Here is a 23,977-nt window from a genome sequence, read left to right as displayed (position 1 = left end):
TGAAAATGTATGATAAAAAATTTTTAAACAATATATAAAATAAAGTTATATGTTGGGGATTTTATAAAGTAGTGATTTGTAAGTTTTATAGGAAAACTATAAATCTCAGTTCTCTAGGCTTATTATTGATATTGTTATAACCTGATTTTAAATGAATTTTAAAATAAATGGATACTATACTAATTGATATGAATAGCCAATAAAAAAACCACCCCAAAGGGTGGTCTCTTGTTCGATCTGAACGCGTAACGAATTAACGTTTGATATCACGTTGAGTTTCGCCAGTATAAAGCTGACGAGGACGACCGATCTTGTACGGACCGCTGTGCATTTCTAACCAGTGGCTGATCCAACCAACAGTACGTGCAAGCGCAAAGATCACAGTAAACATTTCTGTTGGGATACCAATCGCTTTAAGGATGATACCTGAGTAGAAGTCTACGTTCGGATAAAGTTTACGTTCGATGAAGTACGGGTCGCTGAGCGCAATACGTTCAAGTTCCATTGCAAGCGCAAGTTGTGGATCATTGATACCAAGTGCACTTAACACTTCGTCGCAAGTCTCTTTCATCACTTTCGCACGTGGATCGAAGTTTTTATAAACTCGGTGACCGAAGCCCATCAGTTTAACTTCTTTGGTTTTAACTTTTTCCATGAACGGCGCAACATTTTCTACAGTGCCGATGTCATCAAGCATCTTAAGAACAGCTTCGTTCGCACCACCGTGAGCAGGTCCCCAAAGGGCAGCAATACCTGCAGCGATACAAGCGTATGGGTTAGCACCAGTAGAACCCGCTAAACGTACTGTAGACGTAGATGCATTTTGTTCATGGTCAGCATGAAGCGTAAAGATACGGTCCATTGCTTTTGCAAGAATAGGGTTAACTTTATAGTCACGATCTGCTGGAGTAGCAAACATCATGTACAAGAAGTTTTCAGCATAGCTTAAATCGTTACGTGGATATACGAACGGTTGACCGATTGTATACTTGTACGTCCAAGCAGCTAAAGTAGGGATTTTAGCAACTAAACGAACTGCAGTGATTTCACGGTGATCTACGTTTTCAACGTCAAAACCATTGTGATAGAACGCAGATAACGCACCCACTACACCACACATCACAGCCATTGGATGAGCATCACGACGGAAACCATTGAAGAAACGGCTGACTTGATCATGAACCATAGTGTGGTTGCGGACTTTGTTTTCGAAGTCTGATTTTTGTTCAGCAGTAGGAAGTTCACCGCTTAACAATAAATAGCAAGTTTCTAAGTAAGAAGCTTGAGTCGCAAGTTGAGCAATAGGATAGCCACGGTGTAAAAGAACGCCTTTATCACCATCAATGAAAGTGATTTTAGACTCGCAAGAAGCTGTCGCCATAAAACCAGGATCAAAAGTAAAGTGACCTGAAGCCAACACATCCTTAACGTCGATTACATCTGGGCCCAATGTGCCGCTGTAAATTGGTAATTCAATTTTTTTGCCATCAAGCTCTAGAACGGCTTTCTTGCCAGTTGCTGCAGACATTCAATAGATCTCCTGTCCTGGTGGATATTTTATCTAACTTGCTTAGTCATCTTTTAATGCACAAGTCAGACGGATCAAAAATTGCTATTTAGCTTAGTGAGTACTGAAATTTTGTCAATTATACTTATGGATGAAAAAGTCATGTTTTCATCTACAGTTAGTCCAACTTTAACCAGTCAGATTTAACATCAAATTTCAGAGTCGGTCAGTATAATAAGGTAAATTCAGAGTCAGGTGCAGAAAAATAATTAGGATTGCTAGACAGGAAATGGCATTTTTGACCAATATTTTGATGCTTTTGTAAGTTGAATCCCTCAAATTTCATGTTTTAAAAACATCTAAATTTCATGACTTACATAGCTTTTAATGTAATGGCAGTATGAAAAACATCCAAATAAATTGATGAAATATTTATTTTCATTTTAGTGCTTAATTGATTAAAAAATAGTTTTTGCAATCTTATTTTGGGTATAAAAAATATCCAAAACAACTGTTAAATCAAGTTTTGCCTGCTGTTAAAACAAGCAAATATGCAGCATATTGATCAGTCAAAATTGAATTATTCACAAACTAAGTTGTTCTTTCTTATTGTAAAGCTTCAGTTCAAATCACAAAATAAAATGATCTACATCAAAAATCAAAATAGAGCGATATTTAGAATCGACATAATAGGTATCTAAATCACTATAAATAGATGATTCGAGGTTACGATGTTGGGGGGGAGAGAAGGAGAGGACGCTTTTGTCCGTATTGTTGTGCTTTAGTCTAAAATTATCAAAATAATATAAGTCGTTATGATCTCTAAAAGTATATTGTTTAAAAATGATAAAAAATAAAGAGATAGCGAAAAATGCATCAATAAAATCATGATCTTTGTTATATAAATGGATGTAAATGATTCTTATTTGAGTGTTTTTTAAAGAAAAAGCTATTTTCCACGGTTTGTAATTTGACAGTTCACGTTTTATAATTCAGTGTCGTTTAAAGTTCAGACAATTTTATTTGTCTGACAATGCTAGCTTTCCTTCGAATTAATTCCAACAAACTCCGGATGGAGTTTTTACTTACAGGATGCCCGCTGTGAAAAGCAACAGACCTGTCAATTTGTCCATGGGTCAAGTTTTAGATGTAAACTTAAAATCCCCTGTGGCTATTGCATCAATTCTACACCGTCTTTCAGGTGTCATCGTATTTTTACTCGTACCGGTACTTTTGTGGCTTTTAGACAAGTCTCTGTCTTCGCCTGAAGGTTTTGCTCAAGTTCAAGCAATCTTTGGTGGCTTCGTTGTACGCTTTGTCGTATGGGTATTTGTCGCTGGTTTATTATTCCATTTCATTATGGGTATTAAGCATCTACTTGCTGACCTAGGTTTTGCTGAAGAGTTGCAAAGTGGTCGCGTAGCAGCAACTATTGCATTAATCTTGGCTGTGATAGCAATTATCGCATCATTCGTATGGATTGTTCTCTAATGAAAAGTGCTACAGGTTTAACGGGGTCAGGTTCTCGTGATTGGTATATCCAACGCGTAAGTGCTGTTGTTCTAGCTGTTTATACTGTTGTGGTATTAGGTTGGATTCTGTGCAATGGCGGATTTAACTATGAGCAATGGTTCGGCTTTATGATGACACTTCCGATGAAGATTTTATCTTTATTGGCAGTCTTATCTCTTGTTGCGCATGCTTGGATTGGCATGTGGCAAGTATTCACTGACTATGTGACTACTCGTCAAATGGGGCCTTCAGCTTCAGGTTTACGCATCGTGTTAACTTCAGCAGTAATTATTGCTGTAATTGCATATGCGATCTGGGCAATCCAGATTTTTTGGGCGAATTGATAGGAAGATGTCATGGGCGCTTTAACCCCTAAAGAAGATTATTCAAATATTCCAAGCCAGTTCTTCGATGCAGTCATCGTTGGTGGTGGTGGTTCAGGTATGCGTGCTTCATATCAACTTGCTCAAGCAGGTTTGAAGGTTGCAGTGCTGACTAAAGTATTCCCAACACGTTCTCATACTGTTGCGGCACAAGGTGGTATCGGTGCATCACTTGGTAATATGCAAGATGATAACTGGCACTATCACTTTTATGACACGGTAAAAGGTTCTGACTGGTTAGGTGACCAAGATGCAATCGAGTTCATGTGTCGTGAGGCACCTAAAGTTGTTTATGAACTTGAACACTTGGGTATGCCATTTGACCGTAACGCAGATGGCACAATTTACCAACGTCCGTTTGGCGGTCACTCTGCGAACTACGGTGAAAAACCGGTACCTCGTGCCTGTGCTGCTGCTGACCGTACAGGTCATGCACTGCTTCATACGCTTTATCAAAGCAATGTGAAAATGGGTACTCAATTCTTCGTTGAATGGATTGCATTAGATTTAATCCGTAACGAAGCAGGTGATGTACTCGGTGTAACTGCAATCGACCAGGAAACAGGCAAGATTGCAGTATTCCAAGCCAAAGCAACGTTGTTCGCTACAGGTGGTGCGGGTCGTGTTTACCGTGCATCTACCAATGCTTATATCAATACGGGTGATGGTCTTGGTATGGCTGCACGTGCGGGTATTCCATTACAAGACATGGAATTCTGGCAATTCCACCCAACGGGTGTTGCGGGTGCGGGTGTATTGTTGACTGAAGGTTGTCGTGGTGAAGGTGCAATCCTTCGTAACAAAGACGGCGAACCGTTCATGGAACGCTATGCGCCAACTTTGAAAGACTTGGCACCGCGTGACTTCGTATCACGTTCAATGGACCAGGAAATCAAAGAAGGTCGTGGTTGTGGTCCTAAAGGTGATTATATTCTTCTTGATATGACGCACTTGGGTGCGGACACAATCATGAAGCGTTTACCTTCAGTGTTTGAAATTGGTAAGAAATTTGCCAACGTTGATATTACCAAAGAGCCAATTCCAGTAGTACCAACAATCCATTATCAAATGGGTGGTATTCCAACCAATATTCATGGTCAAGTGGTGATTCCTGAAGCAGCTAAAAATGAACCAGGCTTCTATGCTGGATTTGATAAAACAGCCAATGAATATACAACCAATGGCACAATGAATTACACAGTACCTGTAAAAGGGTTCTATGCAATTGGCGAATGTTCATGTGTATCTGTACATGGTGCAAACCGTCTGGGTACCAATTCACTTCTTGATTTGGTTGTATTTGGTAAAGCTGCGGGTGAGCACATCATTGATTATGTGACAAAACACCACGGTGATGATTATCAACCACTTCCAAATGATGTGCTTGAAAACACTTTGAAACGTATTCGTCATTTAGATGATTCAACTTCTGGTGAAAATGCTCAAGAAGTTGCCGATGCAATTCGTGACATTGTTCAGGACCATGCTGGTGTATTCCGTACTCAAGCCTTGCTTGATGAGGGTGTGAAGCAGATCCTTGCGATTGAACCGCGTGTTCGTAACATCCATTTGAAAGACAAATCTAAAGTATTTAATACTGCACGTATCGAAGCTTTAGAAGTTGAAAACTTATATGAAGTCGCAAAAGCAACCTTGATTTCTGCTGCTGCGCGTAAAGAATGTCGTGGTGCACATACGGTAGTTGATTATGAATTACCTGCTGATGATCCGCACTATTCATACGGTCGTCGTGATGATGAGTGGATGAAACATACATTATGGTATTCAGCGGATAATCATCTTGAATACAAACCTGTACGTTACAGCCCATTGTCTGTAGAACCAATTGAACCTAAACCACGTACATTCTAATCGGGAGAGATAAGATGAGTAGAGGTACTCGTACGTTCGAAATCTACCGCTATGATCCTGATAAGGATAAAGCGCCGTATATGCAAACTTTTAAACTGGAACTGACAGATAAGCACCGTATGTTGCTTGACGCACTTCTAGCATTGAAAGTACAGGACGAATCATTAACATTCCGTCGTTCTTGCCGTGAAGGTATTTGCGGTTCTGACGGTGTGAATATCAATGGTAAAAATGGTCTTGCTTGCTTGTGGAACCTGAACGATTTACCTGAAAAAATCGTCATTCGTCCATTGCCTGGTTTGCCAGTGGTTAAAGATTTGGTTGTGGATATGAATCAGTTCTACGATCAGTATGACAAAATTCAGCCGTTCCTGATCAATAATCAGCCTGCGCCACCTAAAGAGCGTTTACAGTCTCCAGAAGAGCGTGAACACTTAAATGGTTTGTATGAATGTATTCTTTGTGCATGTTGTTCAACTTCATGTCCATCATTCTGGTGGAACCCTGATAAATTCTTGGGTCCTTCGGCATTGCTGAATGCATATCGTTTTATTATCGATTCTCGTGATACAGCAACTCAAGAGCGTTTATCACGTCTTGATGACCCGTTTTCATTGTTCCGTTGCAAAGGAATCATGAACTGCGTATCTGTATGTCCTAAAGGTTTAAACCCAACAAAAGCAATCGGTCATATCCGTAGCATGTTGCTTGACCAAGCAGGTTAATACGACGTCAATAAAGAGCGTACATCTTTGGTGTGCGCTCTTTTTTTTATGCACATTACTCAAGGTGAGGGCATGCTATTTTTTATCGTGGAGAACTTGGTTGAGAGCGTTGAAAAAAGCAGAATTGACCCGATATAAATGGAGGGATAATAATTGATTATTTCTTGTATGTATTTCGCTAATTTATAGATGGTATGTGTCAAAAAAATCAATTGAAGTGGCAGATCATGTTACGATTTAACAAACCACTATATGTAAAAAAGTGACTTTGTTTTTGGTACATTTTTTCAACATAAGTGTGACTCAGAACGGTTTATAAATCTTTTTGATAGATGCCGTTTAGAACCGCTTTAGAAAAAGCAAAAAGCCTTTTGTTTTTTCTAAGTCGATTTGCAAAAAATTGCTCAGCCTCGGTTGAGTATATAAGTGAGTGATGATGCCAATGAGGGCGTTATGATTCATTGTATGCATTAGTAATAAGCTAATGTTTATAACGCCCCATGGTCATTAGTACCTGATGGGTGAATGTCAATTTACCGATTTGGCATTATCAATCATGGGAGTGCTTAAAAAGCACCCTCTAATGTTTTTGCAATAGGAAATGGGTCCACAAATGCAAGAAGTTGCTGACGCATTGCGTCTTGATACTGAACTTTCCGCTGACAGTGCAGCGTATATTGAAGAGCTTTACGAACAGTACCTTTCTTCTCCAACCTCAGTAGGTGAGGATTGGCGTCAATATTTCGATAAATTCCCTAAAGGCGACCAACCGCACGGAAATATTCGTGAGCAATTCTTATTATTAGGTCGTAATTCAAGTCGTGTTCAGCCAGTTGTTCAAAGTGAAGTAAGTACTGAGCATGAGCGTCGTCAAATTGGTGTATTGCAACTGATTGCAGCATACCGTAACCGTGGTCATCAAAAAGCAAAACTTGATCCACTTGGTTTGGCTAAACGTGAAGATGTGCCTGATTTAGACCTTGCTGCTCATGGGTTAACAAAATCTGATTTAGATACAGTGTTCAATGCGGGCAACTTGGCGATTGGTAAAACTGAAGCGACTTTGGGTGAAATGGTCAACGCAATGGAAGCAACTTACTGTGCTTCGATTGGTGCTGAATACATGCACATTGTTGATACCAAAGAAAAGCGTTGGATTCAACAGCGCCTTGAAAGTGCACGTGGTCAATTTGGTTTCTCAGCAGAACAAAAGAAACATGTACTTGAGCGTTTAACAGCGGCTGAAGGATTGGAAAAATATCTTGGTAACAAATATGTTGGTGCTAAGCGTTTCGGTGTAGAAGGTGGTGAGTCTTTCATTCCGATGGTGAACGAACTGATTCAGCGTGCTGGTTCAGTTGGTTGTAAAGAAGTCGTAATCGGTATGCCACACCGCGGCCGTTTGAACTTGCTTGTTAATATCATGGGTAAAAACCCTGCTGATTTGTTTGGTGAGTTTGAAGGTAAGGCGCTCAATAAAAAAGGTTCTGGTGACGTAAAATACCATCAAGGTTTCTCTTCGAATGTAATGACGCCAGGTGGCGAAGTACACTTGGCATTGGCATTTAACCCATCACATTTGGAAATCGTTGGACCTGTAGTTGAAGGTTCGGTACGTGCCCGTCAGGTTCGTCGTAAAGATATTGGCGGTGATGATGTATTACCAGTGATTGTTCACGGTGATGCGGCATTTGCAGGTCAAGGTGTGAACCAAGAAACTTTCCAAATGTCACAAACTCGTGGTTATACCGTAGGTGGTACAGTTCACATTGTGGTTAACAACCAAGTGGGCTTTACAACATCTGATCCACGTGATGCACGTTCTACAGAGTACTGTACTGATATCGCAAAAATGATTCAGGCTCCGATTTTCCATGTTAATGGTGATGATCCTGAAGCCGTATTGTTTGTTTCTCAGTTGGCGCATGACTTCCGTCATACATTCCGTAAAGATGTTGTGATTGACATGTTCTGTTATCGTCGTCGTGGACATAACGAAGCCGATGAGCCAGCAGCAACTCAACCAATGATGTATCAAGTGATCAATAAAAAAGCGACAACACGTACGCTTTATGCAGATCAGTTGGTACAGGAAAAAGTTTTAGATCGCGCTTCTGCTGATGCTTTAGTTGAAAAATACCGTGAAGATCTTGAAGCTGGTAACCACGTAGCAAATGCATTGGTACTTGAACCAAACAAAAAAATGTTTGTGGATTGGACACCATACCTAGGTCATGAATATACCGATGATTGGGATACGACATTCCCGATTGAGCGTTTAAAAGAACTGGGTACAAAAATGCGCGAGCTTCCAGAAGGCTTCGTGATGCAACGCCAAGTATCGAAAGTGATTGATGATCGCTTTAAGATGCAAACTGGTGAAATGCCACTTAACTGGGGTGCGGCAGAAACGCTAGCATATGCTTCTATTCTTGATGATGGCTACTTGGTTCGTTTGACGGGCGAAGACGTTGGTCGTGGTACATTCTCACATCGACACGCAAAACTGCATAACCAAGTTGATGGTTCAGTATATATTCCGCTGTGTCATATCAAAGAAAACCAGCCACGTACTGCAATTTATGACTCGCTATTGTCAGAAATGGCGGTACTTGCATTCGAATATGGCTATGCAACGACCTTACCAAAAAGTTTGGTAATCTGGGAAGCTCAGTTCGGTGACTTTGCAAACTGTGCCCAAGTGGTGATTGACCAGTTTATCTCTTCTGGCGAGACCAAATGGGAGCGTGTTTGTGGTTTGACACTTCTTCTTCCGCACGGTTTTGAAGGTCAAGGTCCAGAGCATTCATCTGCACGTCTAGAGCGTTTCTTACAGTTATGTGCTGAAGAAAATATGCAAGTGATTACACCTACGACACCTGCACAAATCTTCCATGCAATGCGTCGTCAAGCGGTACGTCCAATCCGTAAACCATTGATTGTGACTTCGCCTAAATCATTGCTTCGTCACAAACTTGCAACATCAACGCTTGATGAGCTTGCAACTGGTACATTCCAGACCGTGATTGATGAAATTGATCAAATCAATAAACAAGATGTAACACGTGTTGTACTTTGTGGTGGTAAAGTTTATTACGACTTACTCGAAAAACGTCGTGAAGAAAACTTGAACATTGCAGTAGTACGTGTTGAACAATTATATCCATACCCAGAAAAACGTCTTGCAGAAGTTCTTGCTACTTATCCAAACGTGAAAGAACTCGTTTGGTGTCAAGAAGAACCGAAAAACCAAGGCGCATGGTTATTCATTGCTCCTCGTCTATATGAAGGTGTAATGAAATCTGGTCAACAAATTCAAATTAGCTATGCAGGACGCGAAGCTTCAGCTGCACCTGCATGTGGCTCACCATATTTGCATGCAAAACAACAAGCTCAGCTCGTAAATGACGCTTTAGCGATCGTGGCTGATCAATCAGGAGAATCTAAATAATGGCAACCGAAATTAAAGCACCTGTGTTCCCAGAGTCAGTTGCTGACGGAACAATCGCAACTTGGCACAAACAACCAGGTGAAGCAGTATCACGTGATGAAGTGATCTGTGATATTGAAACGGATAAAGTTGTTTTAGAAGTTGTTGCTCCTGCTGATGGTTCTATTTCTGCAATCATCAAGAATGAAGGTGATACAGTTCTTTCTGCTGAAGTGATTGCAACATTTGAAGAAGGTGCAGTTTCTGGTGCAGCTCAAACTCAAGCAGTTCAATCTGAAGAGAAAGTTGAGCAAGCTGCTGCGCAAACTCAAGCAGGTAATGCACCTGTTGTTGAACGTGCTCAAGTGCAAGATCAAGCGCCAGCAGTACGTAAAGCACTGACTGAAACGGGTATTGCTGCTGCTGATGTTGATGGCACTGGTCGTGGTGGTCGTATCACTAAGGAAGATGTTGCAAATCATCAAGCCAAACCAGCTGCTGCTCCTGCAACACCACTGAGTGTTGCTGTAGGTGAGCGTATCGAGAAACGTGTTCCAATGACACGTTTACGTAAACGTGTTGCTGAACGTCTTCTTGCTGCAACTCAGCAAACTGCAATGTTGACAACGTTCAATGAAGTCAACATGAAGCCAATCATGGAAATGCGTAAGCAATATAAAGATGCTTTCGAAAAACGCCATGGTGCACGTCTAGGCTTTATGTCATTCTTCGTTAAAGCTTGTACTGAAGCGCTTAAACGTTATCCAGCTGTAAACGCATCAATTGATGGCGATGACATCATTTATCACGGTTACTATGATATCGGTGTAGCGGTTTCTTCTGACCGTGGTCTTGTTGTTCCTGTGCTTCGCGATACTGATCGCATGAACTATGCTGAAGTTGAATCTGGTATTGGTGCATATGCTGCAAAAGCACGTGAAGGTAAACTGTCTATCGAAGAAATGACTGGCGGTACGTTCACGATTACCAACGGTGGTACTTTCGGTTCATTGCTTTCAACACCGATTTTAAACCAACCACAAACTGCAATCTTGGGTATGCACAAAATCCAAGAACGTCCTATGGCAGTCAATGGTCAGGTTGAAATTCTTCCAATGATGTATTTAGCACTTTCTTATGACCATCGTATGATTGATGGTAAAGAAGCTGTTGGTTTCTTGGTAACTGTAAAAGAGTTACTTGAAGAACCAGCTAAACTTATCCTTGATCTTTAATTCTATAGAATAACATCACAAGCTTAGGGTGATCCTCTAGGCTTGTTCTTGGAGATAAGCATGTCTCAACAGTTTGATCTTGTTGTAATCGGCGGTGGACCAGGTGGTTATGAAGCGGCAATTCGTGCTGCACAACTTGGTTTTAAAGTTGCGTGTATCGAAAAACGCGTACACAAAGGTAAGCCATCTTTAGGTGGTACTTGCTTAAATGTTGGATGTATTCCTTCTAAAGCATTATTAGATTCTTCACATCATTATGAAGACACACTTCATGGTTTAGATGTACACGGAATCTCAGTTGAAAATGTACAACTTGATTTGCAAAAGCTACTGGCTCGTAAAGACAAAGTTGTTGATAACTTAACTGGCGGTGTTGCTCAGCTCCTTAAGGGAAATGGCATTGAATGGTTGCAAGGTACTGGTAAATTACTTGCGGGTAAAAAAGTTGAATTTACGCCATTAGAAGGTGGTGATGTTCAAGTTTTAGAGCCTAAATATGTGATTCTTGCTACAGGTTCTGTTCCTGTGAATATTCCAGTTGCAAAAGTAGATGAAGATTTAATTGTTGATTCTACTGGTGCTCTAGAATTCCAAGAAGTACCTAAGCGTTTAGGTGTGATTGGTGCAGGTGTTATTGGTCTTGAACTTGGTTCAGTATGGCGTCGTCTTGGTTCTGAAGTTGTGGTGTTTGAAGCATTAGATGCATTCTTACCAATGGCGGACAAAGCTTTGGCTAAAGATTATCAAAAACTTTTAACCAAACAAGGTTTAGATATTCGTATTGGTGCTAAAGTTTCTGGTACTGAAATCAATGGCCGTGAAGTAACTGTTCAGTATAGCCAGGGCGGTGAAGACAAAACTCAAACTTTCGATAAATTGATTGTTTGTGTAGGCCGTAAAGCGTATGCAGAAGGTTTATTGGCTGAAGATTCAGGCATTAAATTGACAGAGCGTGGTTTGGTTGAAGTCAACGATTGGTGTGCAACATCTGTTGATGGTGTATATGCGATTGGTGACTTGGTTCGTGGTCCAATGCTTGCACACAAAGCAATGGAAGAAGGTGTAATGGCTGTTGAGCGTATGCACGGTCATGCTGCACAAGTGAACTACGACACGATTATTTCTGTCATCTATACACATCCTGAAGCGGCATGGGTTGGTTTAACTGAAGAACAGGCTAAAGAAAAAGGCCATGAAGTTAAAACTGGTCAATTCCCATTTGCTGTGAATGGGCGCGCTTTAGCTGCAAATGAATCAGCAGGTTTTGTTAAATTTGTTGCCGATGCAAAAACTGATCGCTTATTGGGTATGCATATCATTGGCCCTGGCGCTTCTGATATCGTTCACCAAGGTATGATTGCACTTGAATTTGTATCTTCTGTTGAAGACTTACAATTGATGACTTTCGGTCATCCAACATATTCAGAAGTGGTTCACGAAGCTGCTCTGGCGGTCGATGGTCGTGCAATTCACGCCATCCAACGTAAACGTAAATAAAACAAAAAAGAGCGGTTTCGACCGCTCTTTTTTACTTCTGATGGTTGTTTTTAATTGAATAATCATCTAAGAATACAACAACAATTTTTAATAAATGCCAATAGTTATTGTGATGGAAGTCTAAGTATTGGTGTGTCATAACAACGTGAAAAGTAGTAAAAGGTAAAAGATGAATCTACATGAGTATCAAGCGAAAGCGCTGTTGAAAAAATATGGTATGCCAGTTCAAGAAGGCATTTTAGTGACCACACCAGAAGAGGCGTCAACAGCATTTGATCAAATTGGTGGCAAATTCGCTGTGATGAAAGCCCAGGTTCATGCTGGTGGCCGTGGTAAAGCGGGTGGTGTGAAAGTTGTTAAGTCAAAAGAAGAAGCCGCTGAATACGCAAAAAATTTATTGGGTACACGCTTAGTGACCTATCAAACAGATGCGAGTGGTCAGCCTGTAAATAGTATTCTTGTTTGTGAAGATGTATACCCAGTTGAGCGCGAATTGTATCTCGGTGCAGTTGTCGATCGTTCGAGCCGTCGTGTGACCTTTATGGCTTCGACAGAGGGTGGTGTGGAAATTGAAAAAGTTGCAGAAGAAACACCAGAAAAAATTATCAAAGTTGAAGTTGATCCGTTGGTTGGCTTATTGCCATTCCAAGCACGTGATGTTGGCTTCCAGTTAGGTCTTAAAGACAAACAAATTAATCAATTCGTGACCATCATGACAGGTGCTTATAAAGCATTTGTTGAAAATGATTTTGCACTGTTTGAAATTAATCCACTTTCAGTTCGTGAAAATGGCGAAATTTTATGTGTAGATGCAAAAGTCGGTATCGACTCAAATGCTCTATATCGTTTGCCTGAGATTGCAGCAATGCGTGATAAATCTCAAGAAAACGAACGTGAGCTAAAAGCATCTGAGTTTGATCTAAACTATGTTGCGCTAGAAGGTAACATTGGCTGTATGGTGAATGGTGCAGGTCTGGCAATGGCGACCATGGACATTATTAAACTGTATGGTGGTCAGCCTGCTAACTTCCTTGATGTTGGGGGTGGTGCAACCAAAGATCGTGTAATTGAAGCATTCAAAATCATTCTTTCAGATAGTTCAGTGCAGGGTGTGCTGATCAATATCTTTGGTGGTATTGTTCGTTGTGACATGATTGCTGAAGCGATTATTGCAGCGGTTCAAGAAGTAAATGTCACTGTACCTGTGGTTGTCCGTTTAGAGGGCAACAATGCAGAGTTGGGTGCAAAATTACTGGATGAATCAGGTTTAAAATTAATTTCTGCAAGCGGTTTAGCCGATGCGGCAGAAAAAGTTGTTGCTGCAGTGAAAGCGTAAGGAGTATCAATCATGAGCGTATTAGTAAACAAAGACACAAAAGTATTGGTACAAGGCTTTACGGGTAAAAATGGTACATTCCATTCAGAGCAGTCAATCGCATACGGCACAAAAGTTGTTGGTGGTGTAACACCGGGTAAAGGCGGTCAAACGCATATCGGTTTGCCTGTATTCAATACCATGCGAGAAGCAGTAAAAGAGACAGGTGCAAATGCAACCTCTATCTATGTGCCAGCGCCATTTGTATTGGACTCAATCGTTGAAGCGATTGATTCAGGTATCGAATTGATTGTTGTGATCACTGAGGGTGTACCAACTTTAGACATGCTGAAAGCAAAGCGTTATCTTGAAACTTATGGTAATAACGCGCGTTTAATTGGTCCTAACTGTCCAGGAATCATCACACCGGGTGAATGCAAGATCGGAATTATGCCAGGTCATATTCACCAACCAGGTAAAATCGGGATCATTTCACGCTCTGGTACATTGACTTATGAAGCTGTTGCCCAAACAACCAAGCTTGGTCTAGGTCAGTCAACTTGTATTGGTATCGGTGGTGACCCAATTCCGGGTATGAACCAAATTGATTGCTTAAAACTTTTCCAAGAAGATCCACAGACTGAAGCGATCATTATGATTGGTGAGATTGGCGGTACTGCAGAAGAAGAAGCTGCGGAATACATCCAATCCAATGTGACCAAGCCTGTGGTCGGCTATATCGCGGGTGTTACGGCGCCTAAAGGTAAACGTATGGGGCATGCAGGTGCGATTATCTCAGGTGGTAAAGGTACTGCTGAAGAGAAATTTGCTGCATTTGAAAAGGCAGGCATGGCTTATACACGTAGCCCTGCTGAACTAGGTTCAACCATGCTTGATGTGTTGAAAAAGAAAGGATTGGTTTAATCCCAATATTTTAAGACGATTCAAAAAATGAGAGCCTCGAAGCTCTCATTTTTTATTAGATGGTTTAAGCAGTTTGATTGACTGTCGGCTTGATCGTTAGCCCTTGACTAGACCGCCATCAACGATGAGGTTTTGTCCTGTCACAGCCCTAGACCAAGGCGATAAAAATAACAATATTGCATCAGCAAATTGTTCCGGAGTAGTAACTTCCTGTAATGGCGTTGATGCAGCAATCAAGTCAAAGACTTGATCAGGTGTGGCACTGCTGGCATCAGTCTTACGTAACAGACCGCCTGAAAGCATATTGACATTAATCCCATACTGTCCGAGGTCATGTGATGTTGTACGGGTAAATGCCAAAAGTGCTGCTTTCGCTGCAGTATAGTCATGATACGGAACCACAGGATTTTGTACCAGATTTGTTCCAATATTAATGATACGGCCAAATTGATCTTTCTTCATATCTTCTAGAGCAGCTTGTGTTGTATTTAAAGCTGCTTTAACAGCACTATCTAATTGCTGTTGCATGCTATGCCAACTCAGCGCTTCGACTTTAGGACGTAAGTCTCCATCAAATTTAAAAGATAAAAGCGCATTATTAATGACTGAAGTAATGGCATGCCCATAATGCAATTTGGCTTTTTTGAACATCAAGTTCACTTGTTCTTCATCAGTCACATCGGCTTTATAGATAAAAACCTGTTCAGCATGCGCGTTGGCAAGTTGCTGCGCTGATTCTTCACTGTTGAAATAATTGACAACAACTCTTGCACCTTCTCGGATTAAAGCATAGGTAATTGCAAGACCTAAGCCACGTGCACCCCCCGTAACGAGAATAATTTGATCACGTATTTCCATGCGAATCATCCATTGAATTGAAATAAGTTAAATTTTAACTTCACTTTAAATATGATACATTTAATATAATCTATCACATATTTTCCGCATTGATATAAGCCATAAAATTCTTCATAAATTGACCATCTTACTTATGCGATTTTTCTGCAATTTTTACTTCAAGCTGATTCTTCTATTTGGATTTAATTCACAGCTCTACGCTTTCGATCAAATGATCGTGATACCTGAATCTGTTACTATGGAAAAACTGGAGTATCAGCAAGATGCTCAAGAATCAGATATTGAACTGGAACAAGATGCTTTATTTCATATTGAAAATCCAGAAAATCGCCTAAGTTCTATTGATGAAGCAACAGATCAAAATGAAGATTTTTTACAGCAAAGTGAAATCCAGAAAAAATTAGCGGAGGAGCATGATCAGCAATTGGCAGATTACTCAATCTTGAGCAACCCATTTTATGAAAATGATCGAATTCGGATTTTTAATTATACGGCTTATAATGTACAACAGCTAAAAACTTCGTTGATCAATCCAAACTCTAACAGTGCTTCTGTAAATGAACTTTATCTGTCCTTTGGTTATGGCATGGAGTTTAAGATCAATGCGTTGAATAAAGTCGGATATGAATATATTTCCAGTTTTCCATATGATCGCGGGCAACTCATACGACTGTTTTGGATTCGAACATTAACTTATTAATTTAAATAATCTTTTTTAAGAAATTGAGTAATGTGAATAAATCATGTTGAAATAACTACACGTTGATACATAAGCTTGCATTGGACTTCACAATGCATGGTTAAGCTAAAGCCAATAAGGTGAATAGGTATCAAGACCATGATGAAGAAAATTATTGTGCTCAGTGTTTTAGGTATTTCCTTAACGGGCTGTATTGTTGCGCCATATGATGATGATCATCGTGGCGGACATGGTCGATATGATCACCGTGATCGTGACCGTTGGGATCATCGCCATGACCGTGATCGCTATGATCGAGATCGAAATGATCGTGATTGGAATTGGAGTAAACGTTAATCTTTAAATCGATCACAGTCGTATTATGTTGAATGGATATTCATTTAATGCGTTGAGACTGAACCGCAATTACGGCTACATCAGAGAGCTCAGATGGCAACGAGAAAGGGTATTTTCCATCATTGAGAATCCAACCATGTCTTAGTGTTATTAACTCAACGGCTTATTTAATGACTCATGTATAAATTTAGACCGAAATTTTTTTAAATAAGCCTGCTTGTACCACACCGGCTTTGGTTTGTTTTTGCAGTTGCCAAGTTGAAGGTAAATTGAGTTGGCTGAGGGCACGATCTGCTTCAACATAAATCAATGCTTGATCCGCTAGATATGGGTCAGCCTTTTGAGCCAATTCTTCCCATAAATTCAAACTATAAGGTGGATCTAAAAATATCAAATCAAATTGTTCATTCAGGTTTGACAATGCTTGTTGGGCAGTCTGAACCTTAAGTTGGCAATTTTCAACTTTAAGCTGTTGGATATTTTCTTTTAAAAATTTTGCCTGTGCTGTATTGGGCTCAATCATCAATACATGGCGAGCGCCACGAGATAAGGCTTCAAAACTCAAAGCCCCAGAACCTGCACAAAGGTCAAGAACTTTGGTATTTTGAATATCCCACATCAACCAATTAAACAAAGTTTCTCTAACACGATCTGGTGTAGGACGCAGTCCATCGATATCCGCAAAAGAAAGTACTCGGCGTTTCCATTCCCCACCAATAATACGTAATTGGTTTTTCACTTTATTATTCACTGATATCAGCCTCATTAGATGGTGGAGCAGGTGGTGGAGTTGAGGTGTTTCTTTGTCTTTGTGTATTGCTGTGGCTCTGACCTGAATTGGCTGTTGAGTTTGGCTTTGGTTTCGGCATAGCATTTGGATCTGCTGCAAGTGAAACATCACCACTTGGTAGTTCACCCGGTTTGATACCGGCAGTCATCAAACCGCCGCTGACCTGATGGTTGAGTGGAGCGATTGGATTTTTCTTGCGGGTTAATAACCAATAGTCAAAAACTGGACGGGCAATTTTTGCAGCAGAGCCACCATGACGACCATTTTCCCAAATGACGGCTATGGCAATTTCAGGATTTTCAGCAGGGGCAAAGCCGACAAATAAACCGTGGTCCAGTTGTCTTGACGTGAGAGCAGCCTCATTATAGCGTTTACCTTGGGCAATACTCTTCACCTGCGCAGTTCCTGTTTTACCCGCGATTTGATACATAGGTGTACGAATACCACGTCCTGTACCAGACTGAATAACATCGACCATGGCGTCACGCATTTTGATCCAGTCTTCGTCTGTGCCGCTAAAATTGATTTTTCCTGTAGGCGCATTATGGACAGGATGTTTTTTTGCACCTTTCGATTCACGTAAAACATGAGGGGTAACATGTGCACCATGATTGGCGGTAATTGCTGTTGCCATGGCAAGTTGAAGCGGTGTCGCAGTAAATGCACCTTGACCAATACTGACAGAAATCGTTTCACCCTTGAGCCATTTGCTTTTACGGGTACGCATTTTCCATTCTGGACTTGGATAAAGCCCCGTGCTTTCACTCGGTAGATCTACACCTGTTTTTTCACCAAAACCAAATTGACGCATCCACTCGTTCATACGGTCGATACCCATTTGATAGGACAAAATGTAGAAATAGGTATCACAAGAAACCACGATGGATTTATGTAAGTTGACCGAACCATGTCCAGTTTTTTTCCAGTCACGGAATTTATGTGAATCGCCAGGCAAATGGAAATAACCCGGATCAGAAATTGCAGTGCCCCAATCTACTGTTTTAAAGTGGATACCTCCTAAACCTTCCATTGGTTTGATCGTTGAACCTGGTGGATAGGTACCTTGAACAGCACGGTTATAAAGGGGCTGATCGAGATTATCACGCAAGGCGGTATAGTCATCATGACCAATCCCGGTCACAAATAAATTTGGATTGAAGCTTGGACTGGAGACGAGTGCTAAAATTTCACCTGTGCGTGGATCAATGGCAACAATCGCACCGCGACGATCTTTAAGTTGTTCGGCGGCTACGGTCTGTAAGCCATAATCAAGTGAAAGGTAGAGATCATTGCCACGCGTCGATTCTTTACGACCTAAATGACGTAGTACATTGCCATGGGCATCTGCCTCGATAGACTCATAACCCGGCACACCGTGTAATAGGTCCTCATAAGATTTTTCAACACCAATTTTTCCAATCAAGTTGGTACCGGCATAACTGTCTTTATCAATTGCTTTAAGTTCTTTGTCATTGATACGTCCAACATAACCAATCACGTGTGCAAATAACTCACCATGTGGGTAATAACGTGTCATTTGGGTTTCAATATCTACCCCAGGAAATTGAAATTTGACTTCACTGAAGCGTGCAATATCTTGTTCTGTGAGGTTAAGTTTTAAGGTAACCCGTTCAGTTTTTTTAGACGTTTTAATTCGGCTATTAAAACGATCTATATCTTCTTGAGAGAGGTTTAAAATCGGAATTAAACGTTGAACGGTACCTTCAATATCTTCGACATCAGCCTTACTCAAGGTTGCAGTAAAAACTGGATAATTGTCTGCCAATAAAATACCATTGCGGTCATAGATATAACCACGTGCCGGGGCAATAGGCTGTAAACGGATACGGTTTTTATCCGATGCTTCGCTAAACTCTTGGTGATGGAAAATCTGCAGATAAGCATAACGTGCAATCAGCAAACACATAAAAAATGAAACAATACCAATCGCAAAAAAAACACGACTGCGAAAGATGCGTTTTTCTTGTTGGACATTTTTTAAAGGAAACTGCTGCTTCATACGTCGTCGGCTTTAGATACTGAAAATTGGTGAATGCGAGGGCGAAACATTTTACCCTAGATTGAGGATTAAAAAGTAAAAAACACAAATAACTCGTAAAAATTTATGTTAACTAAAAATTTGGACAAATCATGTTGTAGATCAGGGTATGGATTTGACCTTAGCGACATTAAATTTATAGCGTTTTGTATATGAGTGCTAAAATAATTCTGTTAAAGTCGAGCATTAAGGATAAAGAACTCGACCTAAGTTAAAGTTAGGGGTAATGGAGAAAATAATGAGAAAAATATTTCCCTTATTAATGTTAGTTGCTGTAGGAAACTTCGCACATGCTGATGTTAAAGAATATTTGCCAGATTTGAAGGGAATTTTACCAGAGGCGAAGATTAAGCCAGAGGATGCATCTAAATGGAATTTTGGTGCAGGTGTGACTCAGCAGATGGTTCACTTCAATGCTGAGTGGGTCAATCCTTATGGAATTGCCTATACGAAATTAGGTGCTTTTTATAACGGTGATCATGAGTTTGCTGGACAGGTCGGTTATCGAATTCCTGTTGCATTAAATGGCACTGACAAAAATGGATTCTATGTGGGACTTTATGGTGGTTCGCTTAAAAGCAAAAAAGTAGACGGAAGCGATGAAGTTCAATATGGTGGTGGTGCCGATATTGCTTATGTTTTGTTGAATAAAGAACGTATAAGCACATTTAGTGTGGGAATGGGTGCAGGAAGTGAACTTCATAATAAAAATGGAGATATGATCTTGGAAACTCGCCCTCAGATACAATTCGCTTATACTTTAAGTGTAGGTTTTTAAAATTTTATGATTTTATACAGATCCTTCGACCGCCAATAGAAATAAATACGAGAGTCATGCATGTTGGAATACGTTAATGGTTTGTGGCACGCTTTTACAGCTAGACCCGATCATCTTGCTATCTTAAGTATCATTCCTGTGACAGCCTTTGTAACTTGGGCACACGTTTGGATGGCACTGAAAATGGTATTCTATCCAATTACGTTTTGGGGATTTCATTTAGGTCCTTTACCCGTAGGTTGGCAAGGTATTGTGCCGCGTAAAGCTGGACGGATTTCTGGCATTATCACAGACAATACTTTATCGAAACTCGGTTCTTTGCGTGAATTTTTAGATGCCATGGATCCAGAGGATATGGCGCGTATCATCGGAGAACAGGTTGGCTTTGAACTTGAGCATCTGATTGATGAAGTGATGTTGGATCGCAATGCTGTCTTGTGGGAAAATTTACCTTATTCCATCAAACGTCGTATTTATGGACAAGCACATAAGCAATTACCAGGTATCTTAAAAGAACTTGTGACCGAACTGACCATGAACGTTGAGTCACTGGTCAATATGCGTGATATGGTGGTCAATCAAATGGAAGGTGACCGCCGTTTGATGGTGCGTATGTTTTTGAAAGTCGGTCAAAAAGAAATTAATTTTATTTGGCATATCAGCGCTGTTATTGGAAGTTTTTTCGGTATTTTTCAAATGTTTGTGTATGTTTTTGTGCCACAGCATTGGACTGTTCCATTCTTTGCAGCCGTGTGGGGCTTCCTCACCAACTGGATTGCAATCTGGATGGTATTTAATCCCGTTGAACCACATTACATTCGTTATCCACAATTTTTTGAACGAACAAAAAATCGAAAATTTCCATGGATTAAACCTGTTATTCCTCGAATAGGCACATATAATGTTCAGGGCGCGTTTATGAAACGCCAAGAAGAAGTGTCAGAAGTCTTTGCAAGTGTAGTGACTGAAGACCTCATTACGTTAAAATCGATCATGACAGAAATGATGTATGGTCCAAAGAAAGACAAAACGCGCCGTATTGTAAAGCGTCATATTAACGAAATTATGGAAACTCCATTGGTTCGTACGTCTTTACAATTGTCTTTGGGACCAAAAGAGTATGCAAAACTCAAGACAGACTTGATTGATCGTTCAATTGAAATTACGATGGTGCCTGTTTGCGACCCAGCGTTTAATGCGAGCCGTGCACAGAAAATCTTTCAAATGTTTAGAGAGCGGATTAGAGAGTTAACCCCGAAAGAGTTTCAAAATTTATTACGTCCTGCATTTCAGGAAGACGAATGGATTTTGATTGTACTGGGTGGTGTTACTGGATTTTTTGCGGGTCTAATACATTTATTTGTGGCTTTCTTATAAAATTGATGCCATTACGATGATAAGTTTTAATTTGTCATGGCAAACGGTATCATAAATATTGTTTTAAATGAGGATGTTTTTTTATGCGCATTATATTACTCGGACCACCTGGAGCAGGTAAAGGTACACAAGCTCAGTTGATCTGTAAGCGCTACAATATCCCACAAATTTCAACCGGTGATATGCTCCGTGCTGCGATTCGTGAAGGTACTGAATTAGGTCTTAAAGCTAAAAGTGTAATGGAGTCAGGCGGTCTAGTATCTGATGAGCTTATTATCGGTTTGGTGAAAGAACGTATTGCACAACCTGATTGTGTGAATGGTTGTATTTTTGACGGTTTCCCGCGTACGATTCCTCAAGCTGAAGCTTTGGAAAATGAAGGTATTACGATTGATCATGTGATTGAAATTGAAGTGCCTGATGAAGAAATCGTGAAACGCCTTTCTGGTCGTCGCCAACACCCAGCTTCGGGTCGTGTTTATCATATGATTTACAATCCACCAAAAGTGGAAGGTAAGGATGATGAAACGGGTGAAGATCTTGTGCAGCGTCCAGACGATGAAGAAGCAACGATTCGTAAGCGTTTGGGTTCTTATCACAACGAAACTGAACAATTGGTCGGTTTCTATCAAGGTCGTGCAGCTTCTGGGGAAAATGCACCGACTTATAATAAATTAAACGGTTTACGTCCAATCGAAGATGTTCAAAAAGACTTATTTGCAGTTTTAGATAAATAATTCTGCGGGTTGAAACCTGATTTTTAAAGTTTTGACAATCGAAGAGACCTGATTCATATTAGGTCTCTTTTTTATTAGGGTGACGTTTAGCATGAAGCTTGTATTAATTGTCTTGGTCATTATCAGTGTCTTGGTTTTATTGGGATTGTTGTATATGAGCTTTAAATTATTACGTAAAGCACAAAAAGAAGAGCTTCAGCAACGCCGTGAAATGAGAAAATCAGGTCAATATCAAGTTCATCCTCAAGTGGCTGAAGAATGGAAACGACTTGAAAAAATGAAGAAAGATTTGGAAAATAAAAAGTAAATCATTAACAGCACAATTAGCTGAATTAAGCCGATTTGATTTCTTTTGTAGCTCCAAACTCATATTTGTCAGGCCAATTACACACGTCTGATACTACACATTCATGACATTTTGGCTTACGCGCGATGCAGCAATAGCGTCCATGTAAAATGAGCCAATGATGTGAGTCGATGATAAATTCTTTTGGAATGACTTTGATCAGGCGATGTTCAACCTCAAGTACATTTTTACCAACAGCAAGACCTGTGCGGTTACCGACACGGAAAATATGTGTGTCTACAGCCATAGTCGGTTGACCAAAAGCAGTATTCAAGACAACGTTTGCTGTTTTACGACCTACGCCCGGTAAGGCCTCTAAATCGGCACGATTATCAGGAACCTGACTGTTGTGTTTCTCAATTAAAATTTTACATGCCTTAATCACATTTTCTGCTTTGGCATTATATAAACCAATGGTTTTGATATATTCTTTTAATCCCTCTACACCCAATGTATAAATCTGTTCAGGGGTATTGGCAACAGGGAATAATTTATCGGTGGCTTTGTTTACACTGACATCGGTCGCTTGAGCCGATAATGTGACTGCAACCAAAAGTTCAAATGGTGTTGAATAATTCAGTTCAGTTTTTGGATCTGGACGCTGTTCACGAAGCCTTTCAAAGAAAGTCTGAATCTGTTTTTTTGTCATATTTTTTACAGTCATTCAGTTTCTCCTTGTAAATCAGATAATTTTACCAAAAGTTGATCAAGCTGAAGCTGCTTGTTTTGATCTGCCCGTACACTAAGCTGCTTTTCTAGTTTTTTAATTTGGGTACGTAGTTTAGCCAGTTCAATGGTGGTTTTTGCATCTGTAACTATTGGTTTTTTTTGAGGTGCTTCTACCATTTCAATCGTCGGTAAAGACTGACTGTTTTGAGTAATCTGTGCAAATAATTCTGTATCAATTTCAGCACGAACCACGGGTCCTTTTCGATGAATACGCTGTTTTTCTTCGCGTTGGATATGTGCATAGTAGCGACTGCGTAAATCGTTTTGTTCTCGTATGCGTTGTTCATTATTTGGGATGGGATGAATATCTTCTACTAAGTCGATGCAGTCTACAGGGCAGGGAGCAATGCATAATTCACAGCCAGTACAAAGATCAGTCAATACAGTATGCATTAATTTTCCTGAACCAATAATGGCATCTACAGGACACGCACTTATACATTTTGTACATCCGATACATTCATCTTCACGAATCACCGCTTTCATCCGTTGTGGGCGACCATCACTTTGAATTGGCCAGACACTCGGTTCTGCAATAAGTTTATTTCGATGAAGTAATTCTGCCAAAGCATCAGCAACTGGTTGTCCTCCAGGAACGCATTTATTGGCATCTTCACCTTCTACAATAGCCTTGGCGTAGGGTAAACATCCATCACGGTGACCGCAGAGTCCACATTGTGTCTGCGGCAAAATTGCGTCTATTTGCTGAATGATGGAGAGAGATGGATTCATGTGAATAAAGACTTTAAGCAAAAAACAAAAGTTGTGTAAAACGTTGCGATGATGTGGATTCTAGCATGTTTTGTGCTGAAAATCTTTGCTCTAAATTGGCGCTAGAAATGCGCTAATTTAGATCAATATGGTGAT

The 23,977-nt window shown here is 40.3% G+C and carries 21 protein-coding genes; 15 read left to right on the top strand and 6 right to left on the bottom strand.

What is annotated here, in order from left to right; all coding sequences use genetic code 11:
- Positions 1–253: 253 nt before the first annotated feature.
- Positions 254–1,528: a citrate synthase gene (gene gltA, locus OSH00_RS16450; protein WP_266131334.1), complete on the bottom strand. Its 1,275-nt coding sequence runs from the start codon at positions 1,526–1,528 to the stop codon at positions 254–256.
- A gap of 1,080 nt (positions 1,529–2,608) precedes the next feature.
- Between gltA and sdhC the strand changes: the two genes are divergently transcribed.
- The 9 genes from sdhC to sucD all read left to right on the top strand — a co-directional run bounded on the left by sdhC (position 2,609) and on the right by sucD (position 14,400).
- A complete protein-coding gene (sdhC, locus tag OSH00_RS16445; protein ID WP_198426924.1) occupies positions 2,609–2,998 on the top strand; it encodes a succinate dehydrogenase, cytochrome b556 subunit in 390 nt (129 codons plus the stop codon).
- Positions 2,998–3,363 (top strand): succinate dehydrogenase, hydrophobic membrane anchor protein, encoded by a 366-nt coding sequence (gene sdhD, locus OSH00_RS16440; protein WP_004717289.1) that lies wholly within the window; start codon positions 2,998–3,000, stop codon positions 3,361–3,363. Before sdhC ends, sdhD begins: the two co-directional genes overlap by 1 nt.
- Before the next feature lie 12 nt (positions 3,364–3,375).
- Complete coding sequence (sdhA, locus tag OSH00_RS16435) at positions 3,376–5,274, top strand: succinate dehydrogenase flavoprotein subunit (protein ID WP_266131333.1); 1,899 nt, start codon at positions 3,376–3,378, stop codon at positions 5,272–5,274.
- A gap of 14 nt (positions 5,275–5,288) precedes the next feature.
- The gene (locus tag OSH00_RS16430) at positions 5,289–5,999 is read left to right on the top strand and encodes a succinate dehydrogenase iron-sulfur subunit (RefSeq protein ID WP_266131332.1); all 711 of its coding nucleotides are present in this window, start codon (positions 5,289–5,291) and stop codon (positions 5,997–5,999) included.
- A gap of 613 nt (positions 6,000–6,612) precedes the next feature.
- The gene (locus OSH00_RS16425) at positions 6,613–9,450 is read left to right on the top strand and encodes a 2-oxoglutarate dehydrogenase E1 component (protein WP_196075685.1); all 2,838 of its coding nucleotides are present in this window, start codon (positions 6,613–6,615) and stop codon (positions 9,448–9,450) included.
- Positions 9,450–10,664: a 2-oxoglutarate dehydrogenase complex dihydrolipoyllysine-residue succinyltransferase gene (gene odhB, locus OSH00_RS16420; protein ID WP_196075663.1), complete on the top strand. Its 1,215-nt coding sequence runs from the start codon at positions 9,450–9,452 to the stop codon at positions 10,662–10,664. Before OSH00_RS16425 ends, odhB begins: the two co-directional genes overlap by 1 nt.
- Before the next feature lie 60 nt (positions 10,665–10,724).
- The gene (lpdA, locus tag OSH00_RS16415) at positions 10,725–12,161 is read left to right on the top strand and encodes a dihydrolipoyl dehydrogenase (RefSeq protein WP_266131331.1); all 1,437 of its coding nucleotides are present in this window, start codon (positions 10,725–10,727) and stop codon (positions 12,159–12,161) included.
- Between the two features lie 169 nt (positions 12,162–12,330).
- The gene (gene sucC, locus OSH00_RS16410) at positions 12,331–13,497 is read left to right on the top strand and encodes an ADP-forming succinate--CoA ligase subunit beta (protein WP_266131330.1); all 1,167 of its coding nucleotides are present in this window, start codon (positions 12,331–12,333) and stop codon (positions 13,495–13,497) included.
- Positions 13,498–13,509: 12 nt separating this feature from the next.
- On the top strand, positions 13,510–14,400 hold the full coding sequence (sucD, locus tag OSH00_RS16405; RefSeq protein WP_196075666.1) for a succinate--CoA ligase subunit alpha: 891 nt from the start codon (positions 13,510–13,512) through the stop codon (positions 14,398–14,400).
- A 96-nt stretch (positions 14,401–14,496) separates the two neighbouring features.
- On the opposite strand, the gene OSH00_RS16400 is transcribed toward sucD, so the two are convergent.
- Complete coding sequence (locus tag OSH00_RS16400) at positions 14,497–15,258, bottom strand: 3-oxoacyl-ACP reductase (RefSeq protein ID WP_266131329.1); 762 nt, start codon at positions 15,256–15,258, stop codon at positions 14,497–14,499.
- A 238-nt stretch (positions 15,259–15,496) separates the two neighbouring features.
- Here OSH00_RS16400 and OSH00_RS16395 point away from each other — a divergent pair, with 238 nt between their 5' ends.
- Together OSH00_RS16395 and OSH00_RS16390 are read left to right on the top strand one after the other, a co-directional pair.
- Positions 15,497–15,958, top strand: coding sequence for a hypothetical protein (locus OSH00_RS16395; protein WP_266131328.1), 462 nt, complete (start codon positions 15,497–15,499; stop codon positions 15,956–15,958).
- 138 nt (positions 15,959–16,096) lie between these two features.
- Positions 16,097–16,294: a hypothetical protein gene (locus tag OSH00_RS16390; RefSeq protein WP_266131327.1), complete on the top strand. Its 198-nt coding sequence runs from the start codon at positions 16,097–16,099 to the stop codon at positions 16,292–16,294.
- A gap of 187 nt (positions 16,295–16,481) precedes the next feature.
- Here the strand turns inward: OSH00_RS16390 and rsmD are convergent, their stop codons facing one another.
- Complete coding sequence (gene rsmD / locus OSH00_RS16385) at positions 16,482–17,033, bottom strand: 16S rRNA (guanine(966)-N(2))-methyltransferase RsmD (RefSeq protein WP_266131405.1); 552 nt, start codon at positions 17,031–17,033, stop codon at positions 16,482–16,484.
- 4 nt (positions 17,034–17,037) lie between these two features.
- The gene (gene mrdA, locus OSH00_RS16380; RefSeq protein WP_266131326.1) at positions 17,038–19,104 is read right to left on the bottom strand and encodes a penicillin-binding protein 2; all 2,067 of its coding nucleotides are present in this window, start codon (positions 19,102–19,104) and stop codon (positions 17,038–17,040) included.
- Between the two features lie 277 nt (positions 19,105–19,381).
- Between mrdA and OSH00_RS16375 the strand changes: the two genes are divergently transcribed.
- From OSH00_RS16375 to OSH00_RS16360, 4 genes are all read left to right on the top strand, one after another.
- Entirely contained in the window at positions 19,382–19,921 is a 540-nt protein-coding gene (locus OSH00_RS16375) for a hypothetical protein (protein WP_196075672.1), read from the top strand.
- 60 nt (positions 19,922–19,981) lie between these two features.
- Positions 19,982–21,298 carry a DUF445 domain-containing protein gene (locus tag OSH00_RS16370; RefSeq protein ID WP_196075673.1) on the top strand — a complete coding sequence of 439 codons (1,317 nt, stop codon included), beginning with the start codon at positions 19,982–19,984 and terminating at the stop codon, positions 21,296–21,298.
- An 83-nt stretch (positions 21,299–21,381) separates the two neighbouring features.
- Positions 21,382–22,035 carry an adenylate kinase gene (gene adk / locus OSH00_RS16365; RefSeq protein WP_266131325.1) on the top strand — a complete coding sequence of 218 codons (654 nt, stop codon included), beginning with the start codon at positions 21,382–21,384 and terminating at the stop codon, positions 22,033–22,035.
- Between the two features lie 91 nt (positions 22,036–22,126).
- Positions 22,127–22,342 (top strand): hypothetical protein, encoded by a 216-nt coding sequence (locus OSH00_RS16360; RefSeq protein WP_196075675.1) that lies wholly within the window; start codon positions 22,127–22,129, stop codon positions 22,340–22,342.
- Positions 22,343–22,367: 25 nt separating this feature from the next.
- Here the strand turns inward: OSH00_RS16360 and nth are convergent, their stop codons facing one another.
- Together nth and OSH00_RS16350 are read right to left on the bottom strand one after the other, a co-directional pair.
- On the bottom strand, positions 22,368–23,045 hold the full coding sequence (gene nth / locus OSH00_RS16355; protein ID WP_266131324.1) for an endonuclease III: 678 nt from the start codon (positions 23,043–23,045) through the stop codon (positions 22,368–22,370).
- Positions 23,042–23,842, bottom strand: a complete 801-nt coding sequence (locus OSH00_RS16350; protein WP_266131323.1) for an RnfABCDGE type electron transport complex subunit B — start codon at positions 23,840–23,842, stop codon at positions 23,042–23,044. The genes nth and OSH00_RS16350 overlap by 4 nt, the downstream gene beginning before the upstream one ends.
- Positions 23,843–23,977: the final 135 nt, after the last annotated feature.

It is taken from the genome of Acinetobacter nematophilus, from assembly GCF_026344175.1.
GTDB lineage: Bacteria > Pseudomonadota > Gammaproteobacteria > Pseudomonadales > Moraxellaceae > Acinetobacter > Acinetobacter nematophilus.
Note: the sequence above shows the minus strand (reverse complement) of the source record. Positions and strands in the feature narration are given on the sequence as shown.